General features: G+C 50.2%; 16 protein-coding genes. 9 read left to right on the top strand and 7 right to left on the bottom strand.

Annotation, left to right across the window (positions count from 1 at the left end):
- Positions 1-9: 9 nt before the first annotated feature.
- From A6301_RS00605 to A6301_RS00640, 8 genes are all read left to right on the top strand, one after another.
- Positions 10-1,302 carry a phage tail protein gene (locus A6301_RS00605; RefSeq protein WP_234256867.1) on the top strand — a complete coding sequence of 431 codons (1,293 nt, stop codon included), beginning with the start codon at positions 10-12 and terminating at the stop codon, positions 1,300-1,302.
- 23 nt (positions 1,303-1,325) lie between these two features.
- Complete coding sequence (locus A6301_RS00610; RefSeq protein WP_234256868.1) at positions 1,326-1,553, top strand: hypothetical protein; 228 nt, start codon at positions 1,326-1,328, stop codon at positions 1,551-1,553.
- An 8-nt stretch (positions 1,554-1,561) separates the two neighbouring features.
- Positions 1,562-1,867 carry a hypothetical protein gene (locus tag A6301_RS00615; protein ID WP_234256869.1) on the top strand — a complete coding sequence of 102 codons (306 nt, stop codon included), beginning with the start codon at positions 1,562-1,564 and terminating at the stop codon, positions 1,865-1,867.
- A 3-nt stretch (positions 1,868-1,870) separates the two neighbouring features.
- Positions 1,871-2,947 (top strand): hypothetical protein, encoded by a 1,077-nt coding sequence (locus A6301_RS00620; protein ID WP_234256870.1) that lies wholly within the window; start codon positions 1,871-1,873, stop codon positions 2,945-2,947.
- A 13-nt stretch (positions 2,948-2,960) separates the two neighbouring features.
- Positions 2,961-3,683 (top strand): hypothetical protein, encoded by a 723-nt coding sequence (locus A6301_RS00625; RefSeq protein WP_234257171.1) that lies wholly within the window; start codon positions 2,961-2,963, stop codon positions 3,681-3,683.
- Positions 3,655-4,203 carry a hypothetical protein gene (locus A6301_RS00630; RefSeq protein ID WP_234256871.1) on the top strand — a complete coding sequence of 183 codons (549 nt, stop codon included), beginning with the start codon at positions 3,655-3,657 and terminating at the stop codon, positions 4,201-4,203. The genes A6301_RS00625 and A6301_RS00630 overlap by 29 nt, the downstream gene beginning before the upstream one ends.
- Positions 4,200-5,852, top strand: a complete 1,653-nt coding sequence (locus A6301_RS00635; protein WP_234256872.1) for a hypothetical protein — start codon at positions 4,200-4,202, stop codon at positions 5,850-5,852. Before A6301_RS00630 ends, A6301_RS00635 begins: the two co-directional genes overlap by 4 nt.
- Before the next feature lie 1,129 nt (positions 5,853-6,981).
- The gene (locus A6301_RS00640) at positions 6,982-7,422 is read left to right on the top strand and encodes a hypothetical protein (RefSeq protein ID WP_234256873.1); all 441 of its coding nucleotides are present in this window, start codon (positions 6,982-6,984) and stop codon (positions 7,420-7,422) included.
- Positions 7,423-7,559: 137 nt separating this feature from the next.
- Here A6301_RS00640 and A6301_RS00645 read toward each other — a convergent pair whose 3' ends face one another.
- The 5 genes from A6301_RS00645 to nadE form a co-directional block, all read right to left on the bottom strand.
- Positions 7,560-8,006: a GNAT family N-acetyltransferase gene (locus A6301_RS00645; protein WP_234256874.1), complete on the bottom strand. Its 447-nt coding sequence runs from the start codon at positions 8,004-8,006 to the stop codon at positions 7,560-7,562.
- Positions 8,007-8,053: 47 nt separating this feature from the next.
- Complete coding sequence (locus A6301_RS00650) at positions 8,054-8,431, bottom strand: nitrous oxide-stimulated promoter family protein (protein ID WP_205542324.1); 378 nt, start codon at positions 8,429-8,431, stop codon at positions 8,054-8,056.
- Between the two features lie 138 nt (positions 8,432-8,569).
- A complete protein-coding gene (locus A6301_RS00655; protein ID WP_107170602.1) occupies positions 8,570-10,288 on the bottom strand; it encodes an ABC transporter ATP-binding protein in 1,719 nt (572 codons plus the stop codon).
- A gap of 113 nt (positions 10,289-10,401) precedes the next feature.
- The gene (gene yddG, locus A6301_RS00660) at positions 10,402-11,289 is read right to left on the bottom strand and encodes an aromatic amino acid DMT transporter YddG (RefSeq protein ID WP_205542326.1); all 888 of its coding nucleotides are present in this window, start codon (positions 11,287-11,289) and stop codon (positions 10,402-10,404) included.
- A 216-nt stretch (positions 11,290-11,505) separates the two neighbouring features.
- Positions 11,506-12,330, bottom strand: coding sequence for an ammonia-dependent NAD(+) synthetase (nadE, locus tag A6301_RS00665; protein ID WP_107170600.1), 825 nt, complete (start codon positions 12,328-12,330; stop codon positions 11,506-11,508).
- A 226-nt stretch (positions 12,331-12,556) separates the two neighbouring features.
- Here nadE and osmE point away from each other — a divergent pair, with 226 nt between their 5' ends.
- On the top strand, positions 12,557-12,886 hold the full coding sequence (gene osmE / locus A6301_RS00670; protein WP_048260337.1) for an osmotically-inducible lipoprotein OsmE: 330 nt from the start codon (positions 12,557-12,559) through the stop codon (positions 12,884-12,886).
- A 228-nt stretch (positions 12,887-13,114) separates the two neighbouring features.
- Here osmE and A6301_RS00675 read toward each other — a convergent pair whose 3' ends face one another.
- Positions 13,115-14,509: an L-cystine transporter gene (locus tag A6301_RS00675; protein WP_234256875.1), complete on the bottom strand. Its 1,395-nt coding sequence runs from the start codon at positions 14,507-14,509 to the stop codon at positions 13,115-13,117.
- A gap of 171 nt (positions 14,510-14,680) precedes the next feature.
- Complete coding sequence (locus A6301_RS00680) at positions 14,681-15,256, bottom strand: metal-dependent hydrolase (RefSeq protein ID WP_234256876.1); 576 nt, start codon at positions 15,254-15,256, stop codon at positions 14,681-14,683.
- Positions 15,257-15,280 lie beyond the last annotated feature (24 nt).

Consider the following 15,280-nt stretch of genomic DNA (forward strand, 5'->3'; position numbering starts at 1 on the left):
GGAAATGCTATGGCGAAGAATGTAGTGACCCGCGCCTTTGAAGCGTGGAACGTGAACAAAGTCTTGGATGGCTTGCCTGCCGTGCCGGACAAAATTGTTTTTGCGCTGATCCCGAATCAGGACGAAACCGCGCCGGTGAGCCGCGATGAAGGGATGCCCGCTGCCGCAACGATTAAACACGCGGCGGATATTACGCAGTATGGCGTTCTGAACGATAACGCGGTGGTGTATTCGGTGGTGCTCGATACCAGTGTGGGCAATTGGGATTACAACTGGATTGGCCTGGTTGATAGCAAGACGAATACGGTGCTGATGATTGTCCATGTACGCACTCAGCAGAAAATCAAGACGACGAGCGGCCAGCAGGGCAATAGCCTTACGCGCAATCTGGCCATGCAGTTTGATGGCGCGGCCGATGCAACACAAATCAATGTGTCGGCGCAGACGTGGCAGATTGATTTCTCTGCCCGCCTGGCAGGAATTGATGAAATGCAGCGCTTGATTACCCTGGACACGTTCGGCAACGCGGCCTTTTTGTCCGCAGGGTTTGAGGTGGTGCGCATGGGCGATAAATACACGGTCAGGAAAGGGATCGGTTATATCGGCGGGCTGCGTGGTGAACTAACGCAAGAGCAGATGCTGACTGGATTACGTTCAACGAAAATCTATGCAGATTTCAGCTATCAGGGCAGCGTGGTCGGTAAGTGGCAGACAGCAGTTAAATTGACTGTCGCCGGTGACCTGAAAAATTATGCCGATGCGGCAGGGTTTGCGCATTATGTCGCGCCGATTGCCAGTGTTGACGCAGCAGGGAATGTTACCGACTTGCGGGTATTGGGGGCACGTTATGATCGGGATATCGACGACATTAAAGCGCGCTATGCCATCAAGACGGATTTGTCAGCCTGGCAATACACGGCCAAAGGGGGCGAGTTAACGCTATCCCCGCCGTATACGCTCAATGCGTGCATGGTTTTTATTAACGGCATAGAGCAGGCGATGAATTACTCGTATTCGCTGGAAGAAAACACCATCACGTTTGCCGAAGCCTTGTTAAAAGGGGATTTTGTGAATGTGGTTTTCAATGTGCCGCTGTCAACGCAAGGAGCATTAACCAACGATCCCGAAACCAATGCGCTGTTATATGAAATCGACAAGTTACGGACAGAGGTCAGAGGATTAACCGGAGCTGACTTTCTCAGCAGTGATAAAAATAACCTGATTGCATCCGGAACGGATGCGGGGCTTTTTTTGCCGGAAAGTGCGTTACAGAAAATCACTGGGATTGACGTCAGTCATTAAGTTTTTAATCAAGGAAGGGAAGTATGCCGAATACACGCACAGTCACATTAAATTTTAAAACCTCAGACGGGAAAACATTACCCGCTTCTTTTTCTGTATCAGACGGCGCTAGCGCCTACGAAGTCTATAAAGCACAGGCCGGTAATGCGAATAAAACCGAAGCGCAATATTTAGCCGACTTAAAAGGTCTGCCAGGCAATAACGGCGTCAGCATTACCGGCGTTGAGGTAACAGTTAAAGAAAACACGTGAGGTAATACATGGCCGCAGGCCGTACTGTTTCACTTATTTTTAAAACCAGTGATGGCAAATCGTTACCCGCCGTTTCTTTCAACGTTAACGATGGCGCAAAGGGCGATAACGCCACGCTGGTGATTGAGAATTTACGCCCAGCCGTCAAAGGCGGTGAAACGTCTTTTGCGGTGGGCAATGTCAACGTGATTTCTGTGCACCTTAATGGTGTCAGTCAACCGCTGGGCTATGCCTATACCGTTGAAGCCAATGTGGTGTATCTGGCCGAAGCGGTAAAAAGCACGGATGTGGTATCAATTGAGTTTGTGAGGTAATCAATGGCGAAGCCTACAGGGAAGTTAATCCGCACGACGCCGGAATCGATTGGCGCGTTACCGTCTGGCGGAACGGCGATGGCGGCAAGTAAGTTGGCCATCGCGCGAAAAATCAACGGTGTGGCGTTCGATGGTTCGGCTGATATTACGTTAACGCCAGCCGGTATTGGGGCGTTGACGGATGCGCAAGCCGCGCAAAAATATGCGCTGCGCTCTATCAAAATCAACGGTCAGTCACTTTCTTCTGATGTCAATTTATTGGCCGGTGATGTGAATGCGTGGAATAAGACAGAGGCCGATAGCCGTTATCTGATGAAAGCGGCAACGGCGGCGGCGGCAACTAAGTTAGCCACGCCCCGTAAGATTAATGGTGTGGCGTTCGATGGTACGTCGGATATCAACTTAACACCACAGCAGATAGGATTAGGGAATATTGGGCTGGTTCCTGTTGCATTATTACAATTTTCATCGCATTTGATGCAAAGCCTAAATTTTACGGCAATCAGCAACGATACCCTTGAAGTGGCATTTGAAATTAAATCGCACGGCCGTTTTGTTGAAGTAGGGAAGACTCTGTTATTTCTGCTAGAAAATAATGCAGTCGCTATACCGGGGAAATCGACTAGTCGGTGCAATCCTGTTGGAAAATTTGTTGTTGTATCAATGACATTTCCAGCCGGAAATAATAATGCGGCAACCGTTCGTATCCGCTATCAAAATCATGGCATCCAGATTGGGAGCAGCAAAACATTTAGAGTTGCAGGTTTTATCTATCGTGAGGTCGGTTGTGCGTGGATGGGACATGTCAGCACATCTGGTGCATCAATGAATACATATTACATGTCTCTGAAAACGCCGTTATCATCACCAAATATGCCTGTGATGGGGACGGCATCAACAAATGTATATGGGTTTGACGATTCGTTGGGTATGGTGACTAACTTAGTTGATAATCAGCCTGTTGCGATTAGTGTCGAAATGATGGGCAATGCTGCGGTTTCATTTGCTATCTCAGATACAGATGTTATTGCAACAACGACAACGGACATGGCAACCATTATTGTTTATGACATCGTATAGCATCCGTTACCCAATGTGGCGTATCGCTGATATCCGCTTCCCAACTGACATGACCGCAATCAACTGCGCGATCGTGCCGGTGCATCCGTGGGTGTACGGCGTTGGCCAGAAAGCGGGCGCGGGGAATTATCTCAGCCCCGCCAACGCGGTGGCATATTTGGCCAGCCGGTTGCAGGCCGCAGCCGGTGAAACGGCCGTCACGGTGTTGATGGTCAGCAGCACGGCGCAGGCGGATTTTATGCAGCAACTGGAACGGCTAACCGGCATTTTTCCCGCACCGGCCTTTACGCAGGTTGCCCGGATGGCCAAAGCGGCGGCAGCGCTGGATACGGTAAAAATGCAGTTGCCTGCCAAAAGCCAGGCGCTACCCGCCGCTGTGCCACTGTCAGTGTCAACCAGTCGCCAGGCGCTGAACGCGCAACGCATTGCTGAAGCACAGACAGAAGCGGCCGTGTCGGCCAGCGCTGACGGCATCAAAAGCCAGCTGGCCAACTTTGCCGCCGAACGCGGCGCGATGCTGGCGACAATCAGCCAGGGATTAAACGCTCTACAGCAGGGAAGCGCCCGTGCCTGGGTGTTTACAGGAAAAGGACACAGCAGCGTGATCGCTGCTGAACTGGTGAAAGATATCCCGCAGCCGTCTGCCGTATACACGGCGGCAATGATGTTTGTCGGGGATTCACTGGATGCACTGGAAGGCATGATCCATGAGCCAGATAATTACACTCGCCCTTGATGGCGAAGCCATTCCGCTAAAAAGCCTCACCGTCACCCCCTCTATGCAGTTTCAGGATCAAGACCAGTCCGGCCAGACGTCGAGCACGGCCAACGCCGAGCAGGGGATTAAGCCCAAAGAATTGCGCGTATCCGGCATTATTCCGTTCACTGAGGCGAAAGTCTTAACGCGGCTGTGGGCGCTGGCAGAGGCAAAGGAGGGCGGCAAGCTGAAACGCTATCGTGTGGCCAACCACACGGCACAGGCGATTAATTTCCGCCTGGCCACGTTCACCGGTTCGATTGACGCGCCCAAACAGGACGGCAAACAGGCATGGCTGGTCACCTTTACGTTGCGTGAACATGTCAGCGTGGCAGAAAAGCGCGATGCCCGCGCCGGTGGTAAAACCGACGCCAAAAAACAAACGCCAGGCGTAAAGGGTGGCAGTGGTTCAGCCGCAGAAAGCGACGAGCAATTGAGCTGGTTTGAACGCAACGTGCTGAAGCCGGTCAATGATTCGCTGGGGAGTAGCGAGGGATGAAGCCCGTTAAACGACTGATGCTATCCGGTGACGTAGTTCACCTGGTCAGCGTCAATATGGTACTGGAGCTGAACGCCTGCGGGCGGGGATTCATCACCGCAGAAACCGACACGGACTACACCGGCAAACTGGTACGGCTGGATGCGGGATATACAGACAGTGTATTTCGCTGGTTTACGGGGTACGTTGAGCGCTCGCAGCCAGCAGAGAACGGCTATCAACGGCTGTTCGTACGTGAACTGGTGGGCATATTTGAACGAATGTGGCCATGCTCGTTTCAGCATCCTACGTTAAAACAGCTTGCTGCCTGGCTGGAAGAAAACAGCGGGCTAACGGTGCATTTGCCGGATGCGCCCTATGTGACGACGCCGATCCCCCATTTCACGCACAGTGGCACAGGCTATCAGTTGCTGGCCAACATTGGCGCGGCGTTTGGTATTGACGATTACGTCTGGCAACCGCTGCCGGATGGCGGGCTATACGTCGGGAGTTGGGCGCATTCGATGTTTGCCAACAAGCTCGTTGATATTCCCGCCGAATTCAGTAAAAGCCAGGCGGCGGGCAATAGCATGACGTTACCACTGGTTCCGTCTGTGCGTCCCGGCGCGGTGGTCAATGGCCAGCGCCTGAAATCGGTCAGGCTGGAAAATGACGATATGGCCATTGCGTGGGAGCCGCTCAGTGTGGCAACCGGCAAACGTGCAACGACAACCCCCGCCCAGCGGCAGATTGATGCGGCGTACCCTGAGCTATCCGCAGGGCTGCATCTGCCGAAGTTCGCCCGCGTGGAAGCGCCTGCCGAATCGGTCACCCGTGGCGATATTGCCGATCCGTTCCGTCCACGCTATGCCGTGGATGTGCAACTACTGGACGCTGACGGCAATCCGGCCAAAGACACGCCCATTTACCCCGCTGTGCCGCTGCCAGTGCCAATGGCGGGCGGTGAATCGGGCATGTTTCAGTTTCCGCCTGCGGGTACGTTGGTCGAAATCGGGTTTACCGAGGGGCGTCCTGATAAGCCGTTTGTGCGGCAGACGCTGGCGCAAGGGCATAATCTGCCGGATATCGCGCCAGGCGAACAGCTACAGCAGCAACGGGCGGAAGTCTCGCAGCGCGTGACGGTGGCAGGGGACTGGGTGCGGCAGACAGACCAGGCAATAAATGAATCCTCTATGCGCCGCGTGGTGAAGGCTGACGACGAGCAGCGCACCATTGTGACCAGGGAAACGACGATCCAGGCCACGGACAAAACCCGCGTGTTGGGCACGTCCACGTTACTGGCCGGTGCGATTGTGCAGATAGCAACGGGGGATTACAGCCTGGCGACGCAGGCGGGCTATGTGGCCAGCGTCAGCAAATCGGCATCGATCAACATTGGCCAGAGCCTGATGGAGAAAATCGGGCAAATCCGCAGCAGCATAGCCGGTGCGCGGCAGGATATCATCGCGCCTGTGGTATGGGTGGGCAGCCAGCAGATTAACGTGATGCAACTGATGTTGGACACGCTGGACGTAGTACAGGAGCTGGCAGCACAGACCGCTGCGCACAGTCATGTGAACACCGGCACGCCGCTTAACGCCGCCGCTATCGCTGCAACCGGTACAAGGTCGGGCGCGTTACAGACGAAATACAGGCCAGTGATAGGCTAATTAATTGATTGTTGCAATCGATCGATAACGCATAATCGATCTGTACAAACGTCTATAAAGTAAACATGTGCAATGCCATTATATGCTTGTATTTCAAATAATAATGATAGCACCATGGAAAACTAAGCCTGCTTCGCGCAGGCTTTTTCACATCTGTAGAAAATCACTCTAACTGCCCCTACCTAAAACGCCCTCAAACGTGCCACGTTGTACAAACTCAATCATCATGTGAAGGTTTAACCCTAATTCATAACGATTCACTGCGCTGTCATTGCGTGCCTTGTTCGTCACGAAATAACGGCGGAAGTGACGGAAACGGCGCTACACCGCACCCGCCTGCGGTTTTCGTTTTGAAAATGATTTCAGTTTTTCGGGTGGTACAAAGCATACGGCCAGAACGCGCCAGTGCTGGGGTTATGGTTGTCGATCGCCAACTGAAATGTGTGAAACAGATTTCAGGGATTTCAGTTTTGGCTCGATGGAATGGTGGCCTAACTGTTTGTTGGAGCCAGGCTCCACGCGGGGTGAGTAACGATTACGTGACTTTTGGCGTAATCGTTCAGGGCTGGGCTGACGATATGAATCTTTTAATTACAGATGGTTAGCTATTTCTGGAACTGAAATCTATTGCACTGGTCATGCGGCATAGTAGGACTCAGGTAGTCACAACAAAGAAACATACATAAATGCATACAGAAACATTACAAAACTGGCTACCAAACGACCTGCTGAGAAAATTTTCTGATGTATGGGGGGGATCTGAAAAAATGGTTACATGGTTACAAATGATATTTTTACTATATAGATATATGATATTTATAATAAAAATCTGTAACCGCAAACGGTTACAACGGGGTTACAATGTAACCGTCAGAGCGGTTACAAACGAAAAACTATAACCATCTGTTTTGTATGAATTACTTGTTTTTGTAACCGACCCTGTAACCCGATGTAACTTTTTTTGGTTACATGAATTATTTAATTAAATCATGATAATACGACTTGAATTTAGGCTGTTTTTGAATGTAACCGTTTTGCGCACCACCCCCCATACTAAAATCAAAATCAGCAGTTAATGATTTTGTGAGAATGTTAATTTATTTAACAATTCAATTCTGGAATGACGACAATGAATGAAAGCGACGCTAAGCGGTACGAAGGCATTAAGTATCACCTGGTGAAAGCGGGAATTGCTGGCGTTGAAAAGCGGTCTGACTGGGAACGTCACTGTGGAGAAAAGCAGATCCCCTGTGTCTGTATAAAACCGCAGGGCAGTACATCAACGGTGCATTTTGACTACATAATGTTTGACGCTGAACTGGATGAGCTTTTTGTTGGAGAGCCAGAGCAGAAATTGCAGAAAGCGGTACTTAATCTTTTTGCTGATTATGTCACGCGTTTTCCGTCAAAAATGGTGTGTATTAATGCAGGGATGATCACCACGATTAAATCAGTGCCAAATGATGCCGCCCCTTCACTGGCAACAGCTTTATATGATGTTGTTGCATCGTATGTAATGAATGAACTTACGGATAATTACCAGCAGCACCATAGGACAAAACCCCGATAAACGGGGCTTTGTCTGTGATGTGGTCGATATGTGGACGCCACTTGAAATAAATCCTTTTATTTCAATATGATTGATGTCGTTTTTAAGGCCGCGCAAGCGGCCTTTTCCTCTTTGAGCCTTGACTGATAACACGCTTCCTATGAGGAAGTTAGGTGTTCCATGTGAAGAATGGGAAAAGGCTTGCCATACGAATCTTGCTCCGAACGGTGCTTTACGATAAATCCCATTTTTTCGTAAAATTTTCTGGCTCTTCCATTTTGCTCATTAACATCAACTTTTGTTATCGGAAAGTGTGTGAGCACGAATGTGACCAGTTCACTGCCAATGCCGTTACCGCTCCTGTGGGGTGCTACAAATAGCATCTCGATGGTGTCATCTGACAGGCCAATAAAGCCGTTTATTTCACTTTTATGTGCTCTTATAACCAACACATTCAATGCGGGTAGATAATCGTTCAGAATACGTGGACGAAAAAAATGGATGTCCTCCTCACCGAGAAAAGTATGTGTGGCGCGAACGGATGACTCCCAGAGTGCGGTTAATGTGGGAAAGTCTGCTGGTGTGGCCGATTCAATCATGCTCATGAATAATAATGGTACTCTCTGTTGCTGAGTTAATGCGGAAAAATAGGTTATTTAGACGATTTTTTAATACTTTCCGATGTTACACTTTTTGGTCGTGGATAGTCCGGCACGGGGCGATGATCGTCAATTAAGTGGCGTATTGCCAAAATAGGGTGACGTAGCAGCATCCGTGGCCCAGACCAGCGCATAATTGCTTTAATTGCTTCACGCCTGGCTGGCTGATAGCAGTGGATAGGGCAATGCTTACACGCGGGCTTCTCTTCACCAAAATGACAGCGCTCCAGACGTTTGATGGCGTAGCTAAATAGGTCTTTATACTGTGTGCTGTCGTTGGTTTCTGGGTGGTGCTTTTCATACAGTTCGATCATCAACCCGACGGTACGAATCTCCCGCTGTCGGTATTTTCCCAGGGGTTTTCTCGCCATGTGCGTCATGTCCTGATGAAATTATAATAGATGTATTTTAAATGCAATTTATGGCAAGGGAAACCTCTTACGTCACATGAACGTGCAAAAGGCGGAGAGAAAAAGGCGAGGAGAACCCTCGCCGAAGAAAAGAAGGTATCAGGCCTGACCGAATTGTGCCTGATGCAACGTCGCATAAATGCCACTTTGTTCCAGCAACGCTTGATGACTGCCTTGCTCAATGATGCTGCCATTATCCACTACCACAATGCGCCCCGCGTTCTGTATGGTTGCCAGTCGATGCGCGATAACCAACGTGGTGCGTCCTGCGGATAGTTCGCTAAGCGATTGCTGTATCGCCTGCTCCGTCGCCGTATCTAGTGCGGACGTTGCTTCGTCAAGAATCAGAATCGGCGGATTTTTCAGGAAGATTCGCGCGATAGACAAACGCTGCTTTTGCCCACCCGACAGCTTAACACCGCGTTCGCCGACTACGGTATCCAGCCCTTCAGGCAGATTTTCGATCAGTTCATCTAATCTGGCCCGTCGCGCAGCTTCCATGATTTCGTCATCGCTGGCACCAAGTTTGCCGTAGGCGATGTTTTCTCGAATGGTGCCGCCGAATAGGAAAACATCCTGCTGTACGATGCCAATTTGGCTGCGCAGTGACGCCTGCGTCATCTGGCGGATGTCCATGCCGTCAATAGTGATGGCTCCGCTAGTTAAATCGTAGAAGCGGGGCAATAGAGAGCAAAGTGTGGTTTTACCTGCACCGGACGGGCCAACAAACGCTACGGTTTCTCCCGCGCGAATTGACAGGTTGATATTGCGCAGAATTGGGCGTTCGGCGGAATAACCAAAGCCTACCTGTTTAAACTCGATATTACCTTTCAAAGGCCCTGCATCATGTGCATCAGGGGCATCGGCAATCTCGGGAACCGTATCGATCAGTTGAGTAAAGCGCTTGAATCCCGCAATGCCCTTGGGATAACTCTCCAGCACAGAGGTAATTTTGGCAACAGGGCGGAAGAAAACCTCAATCAGCAGCAGAAAACCGATAAAACCGCCGTAGGTGAGCTCTCCCTGAATGACATACCAGATACCTGCCAGCATCACGATAAGCTGTATCAGGCGCGTGCTGAGGTAACTGAGCGTCATGCTGGCGGTCATGATGCGGTAGGCCTGCAATTTGGTACGGCGATAGTTTTCGTTGTCGTTAGAGAACAGTTTCTTCTCATGGGCTTCATTAGCGAAAGCTTTAACGACACGGATACCGCCCACGCTCTCTTCAATGCGGGCGTTGAAGTTGCCCACTTGACCAAAGAGCTGACGCCAGGTTTCCGTCATTCGTGCGCCATAGCGGCTGACGAGATATCCCATGAAAGGCACGATAACAATCGTTAGCAGCGCCAGATTCAGGTGAACCGTCGCCATCAGAATAAATGCGCCAATAAACGTCATAATAGCGAGGAACAAGTCTTCCGGGCCGTGGTGGGCGATTTCACCCACTTCTTCCAGATCTTTGGTGACGTGCGTGATGATATGCCCGGTCTTCATATTATCGTAGTAACGGAACGGCAAATTTTGCAGGTGCTCAAATGCCTGCCGGCGCATGTCGGTTTCAATCCCCACGCCCAGGGCATGTCCCCAATAGTTGACGATGGCCATCAGCGCGGTATTCAGCAGATAGACTGCCAATAGCGCCACCGACGCTAACAGGATCAGTGACCAATCCTGCGCCGGTAACAGTTTGTCGATGAACGCTTTAATCGCCATCGGAAACCCTAATTCAAGCAGGCCTGCGATAATGGCACAGCCAAAATCGAGGACGAATAACCCTTTATAGGGAGAATAGTACGAAAAGAAACGGCTTAACATGTGTGACTTTTTTAGGTAACGAAATGTGAAGGTGACTATAACAGGTTAGCGAGAATAATGTGACCGCGAGCAGATTAAGGTTTTATTGGTCAGAAAGTCTAACCGGAAACGAATTAGCTCGAGGGTGACCGTGTCGCATACCAGCAGAGTAATGAGCCTGCTGTGACCATTGCGACGCCTTGCCAAAACGAAATGGCGGGCGTGATATTGAGCCAGATCGCCGCCAGCAATGTCGAAAGCACGGGTGTGAAGTAAGAGGCGGTTGCCAGCAGCGTCAGATTGCCGTATTGAATACCGGCATTCCATGCTGAATAAGCCAACGCGGCTGAGGCCCCCATAAAGAGCAATTCCAGCGAACTCGGCAACGTTAATGAAATCGGCCCTTCGGCACTGAAGGCATACTGAATCCATAGCACGAGCGAAGCGATGAAGAAGAACAACGATACACCGCTTTTTCCCTGCCCGTAACGCTTGGTGATATTGCAGTATAGCGCCCAGGTCAAAGCCGCAGAAAATGCCAAACTGTAGGCCAGCGGGTTAGCAAGAATGTTGTTCCACAGGAGCTCGGGTGTCCAGTCACTTTCTCCTTTCATAATCCAGACGATACCACCCAGCGCGAGTGCGAGGCCTGGCCAGAGTAGAAAACGGCTTTTCTGCTGATTGATAAAAAGAGAAAAAAGGATGGTCAGACTGGGCCACAGATAGTTAATCATCCCGATTTCCATCGCTTGCATGCGGCTATCGGCTAATCCGATAGACAGAGACAGAAATATTTCATAGCAGACAAATAGCGCACCGCCCGCGAACAAATAGATTCTGGGTAGCGTGTTAATGCGTGGAAGACCATAAAACGCCAGTAAGCATAGCGTGCTGGTGGAGTAAATCATTGCCGCTCCCCCAATCGGGCCGAGCGCCTCTGTCAGGCTACGGATAAGCCCAACGGATGTACTCCATAGAATGATGGCGAGTAAGCCTGTGAGCGTGGCGCGCTGTGGTGTCATGTTTATCCCTGCCATCCTTCAAATTACCTGTACGTTGGTTGCATTGCCTGGTCTTTCCATGGCTGTAGCCTGATGAACCAACGCTTCACGTTATTCAAAACGCTAATATTTTGTCCTGCCACTTGAATGCGTGACGGCGTCGTAAAGTGCGTACAGAAGGAATCAAGTTCGAACCGGACGTTATTGTTAGCGTCCGGTGGTGTTTATAGTGATGGTTTACTGCCAGAAGTCATCAAACACGGTAATAGGTGGACGACGCTTGTGCTCTGTTTTCCGATACCAGTTCTCGATCGTAGCCGCATCTTTAGCGTCGATCTGCTTACCTTCCAGATAATCGTCGATTTTTTCATAGGTCACGCCCAGTGCGACTTCATCGGGAAGGGAAGGACGATCTTCTTCCAAATCGGCCGTTGGGGCTTTTGTATAAAGATGAGAAGGGCAGCCCAGTTCGCGCAACAGCGCTTTACCCTGACGCTTATTCAGCCGGAAAATAGGGTTGATATCGGTACCCCCATCTCCGTATTTGGTGAAAAAGCCCGTTACTGCTTCTGCTGCATGATCGGTGCCAACGACAAGACCTGCATTCATGCCTGCGATGCTGTACTGTGCTTTCATGCGTTCTCTGGCTTTTTCATTACCTTTGACAAAATCAGAAAGCGCTACGCCAATGGCGCGTAATGTGGCTTCACTGGCTTCGATTGCAGGCTTGATATTTACGGTGAGTACGCGATCGGGTTGGATAAAGGCGATGGCATCCTGACAGTCAGCTTCATCAGCCTGTACGCCGTAAGGTAGTCGGACCGCGATGAATTGATAGCGAGAATTTCCCGTTTCATTGCGCAATTCCGTGATAGCCGTCTGGCAGAGTTTGCCTGTCAAGGTAGAATCCTGACCGCCGCTGATGCCCAACACTAACGACGTAACAAACGGGTGAGCATTCAGATAATTCTTTAAAAAATCAACGCTAACACGGATTTCCTGTGCTGGATCGATGCGACTTTTCACTCCCAGCGCAGCGATAATGTCGTTTTGTAATGACATGCCATCTCCCTCCTGAACTTATTGATACTGAAAAAGAATTATTACGATTACTTGAGTGTAAAACGAATCGACGTGAAGAAAAAGAGCAAGCTGTCAGGTAGTCATTTTCCCTATAGATACACCGTTTTTGACTATCGGCCAATATGTTACATATCCACGTTATGATTTGAAAAAGTGGTCGCCGCCGACTAGCCTTAGGGGGACCCATTAATAATGAGGTGATGAGATGAAGAATAACAGATTACTGATGTGTATTGCGGCAGCGGGTGCTGTCATGCTGGCGGGATGTTCGGCTTATAACAAAGCAGAAAGCTATGTTAATGAGCCCGTGGTGAAAGATGTGAAGGTGGGAATGACGAAGCAGCAGGTCCACCAACTTGCAGGCAGCGGAATGGAGAAACGGCTGGTAAATGCCAAGGGAACCTGTAGTGATTATCTGCTGAAAAACCGTGATGGGACTGCGCAGAACTATTTTGTGAGCTACAACGATACGGGGCATGTCCTCAACAAAGGTTTCCAAACCTGTCAGGCTTATGACACAAACCCACAGCGCTAAGTAACCTGATTGCACGATATCGTCATAAAAAAACGTAGGGAACGTTTTTCAACGTTGCGTAGCAACGGCCCGCAGGGTGACGGACAAGGATGCCGTCATAAAAAAACGTAGGGAACGTTTTTCAACGTTGCGCAGCAACGGCCCGCAGGGTGACGGACAAGGATGTCCGTCATAAAAAAACGCCGACAGCATGAGCCGTCGGCGTTTTCTTTTGTGCAGCAATATGGCTTAGCGGTGTGTCAATTCCGCATCATCCTGCGCGTTGAAAACCGTTTTATCCGTCTGCTTCATCAGTTGGCTGGTGACGGTTCCTGCCGTCATCGAACCGCTAACGTTGAGTGCGGTACGTCCCATATCGATAAGCGGTTCAATGGAGATTAGCAAAGCCACGAGCGTTACTGGCAGCCCCATCGCGGGCAAAACGATTAACGCGGCAAAGGTGGCACCGCCGCCTACGCCAGCTACGCCAGCGGAACTGATTGTGACGATACCGACCAGCGTCGCGATCCAGACGGGATCGAGCGGGTTAATTCCGACCGTTGGTGCGACCATCACGGCCAGCATCGCTGGATAAAGACCGGCACAGCCGTTTTGACCGATTGTCGTACCAAAAGACGCCGCGAAGCTGGCGATAGATTGCGGCACACCGATGCGGCGCGTTTGTGCTTCGATGCTAAGTGGAATGGTTGCCGCACTGGATCGACTGGTAAACGCGAATGTCAGTACCGGCCAGACTTTGCGATAAAAACGCGCCGGATTGATACCGGTAAAAGACAAAATCAGCGCATGGACGCCGAACATTATTGCCAACCCCAGATAGGACGCAACAACGAAGCTACCCAGTTTGAGGATGTCTTGCAGGTTGGAGCTAGCAACCATTTTGGTCATGAGCGCCATGACGCCGTAAGGGGTTAACTTCATCACCAGACGAACAAGCTTCATTACCCAGGATTGCAGTGTGTCGATGGCGGTTAATACACGTTCGCCTTTCACTGCATCATCTTTCAACAGTTGTAACGCGGCAACGCCAAGGAAAGCCGCGAAAACGACGACACTGATGATCGATGTTGGGTTAGCGCCAGTCAGTTCCGCAAACGGGTTTTTAGGGATGAATGACAGGATAAGCTGAGGAACGTTAAGATCAGCAACTTTGCCTGCGTAGTTGCTTTCAATTGCCGTTAATCGTGCGGTTTCTTGCGCACCCTGTACCAGTCCGGTTGCCGTCAGGCCAAACAAATTGGTGACAAAAACGCCGACCAGCGCAGAAATCAGCGTGGTGATCAACAAAGTGGAAAGCGTCAAAACGCTGATTTTCCCTAATGATGAGGCATTATGCAGTTTGGCAACGGAATTGAGAATGGAGATAAATACCAGCGGCATCACGATCATTTGTAGCAGCTGTACATAACCATTACCGACGATGTTAAACCATGAGATGGACTGCTTAACTATCGGGTTGTCGCCGCCATAAATCAGATGCAGTGCCAGACCAAATAACACCCCAACAACCAAACCCAGCAATACCTTCTTTGCCAGGCTCCAGGATGGATTGCGGTTGGTATAGCCTAATCCGAGCAGTAATGCGACAAATAGCAGAATATTTATGAGTAGCGGAAAATTCATCCGACTTTGCTCCCTATCAGTGAATCGCAACACATTGCCCACGATCCCGCTCAGTAGTGCAGAATGGCGGAGGCGGTGTGATTTTTTGCGATAAAAAATAACAAACGCGCACAGGATAACAGGTCTTTTGCCATCATGTTACAGAGATATGTCTGACGGTAGGTAACGCGGCTATTTCACGTATTGAAAGAGGTACGTTTGGGCTGACTGTAAAAAGCGAAATGACTGCTCGTAGGTACAACAATCCAAATTTTTTTGCGGTTGATACAGTGAAAAACCGATGCAAGCAAGACACAGGAAACGCTCCAATTGATTACCTTTTTGGCTGTTTAAAATCGGTAAGCGGAAACGCCAGCGGCATGGCCAGAGTAGGGGGACACCGGAGGGGGTCAACATGTCGGCGAGAATATGGCTAAGGTAACCGACGATCATGGCATGATAGGCATCAGTCGGAATCGGCCAACTCGGTGGTAGGCGCGTCTGAATAAAGAAAATACCCGTAGCGATAGCAAGGAGGCTGTGAGTAAACCCCCTATGACCAAAAAGCCGTGCAATAGGTGTAGAAAGCCACTTGAGGCGCTGTCCAAGAATGGATTTGGGGTGATCGATATCGGGTAGCAGCGCGGTAAGGAGTGCTCCAGGGATAATATGCCACCAATCTCCGGTAGCCAGCGCTGGCGATAACTCAACTTTTTTAGCCAGAATCGCGCAGGCAACAGAAAAAAGCAGGTGTCCTTCCGCAGTCATGAAACTTCTCAAATAAAACTGTTA

The organism is Pectobacterium sp. IFB5596, from assembly GCF_021432585.1.
Taxonomy (GTDB): domain Bacteria; phylum Pseudomonadota; class Gammaproteobacteria; order Enterobacterales; family Enterobacteriaceae; genus Pectobacterium; species Pectobacterium punjabense.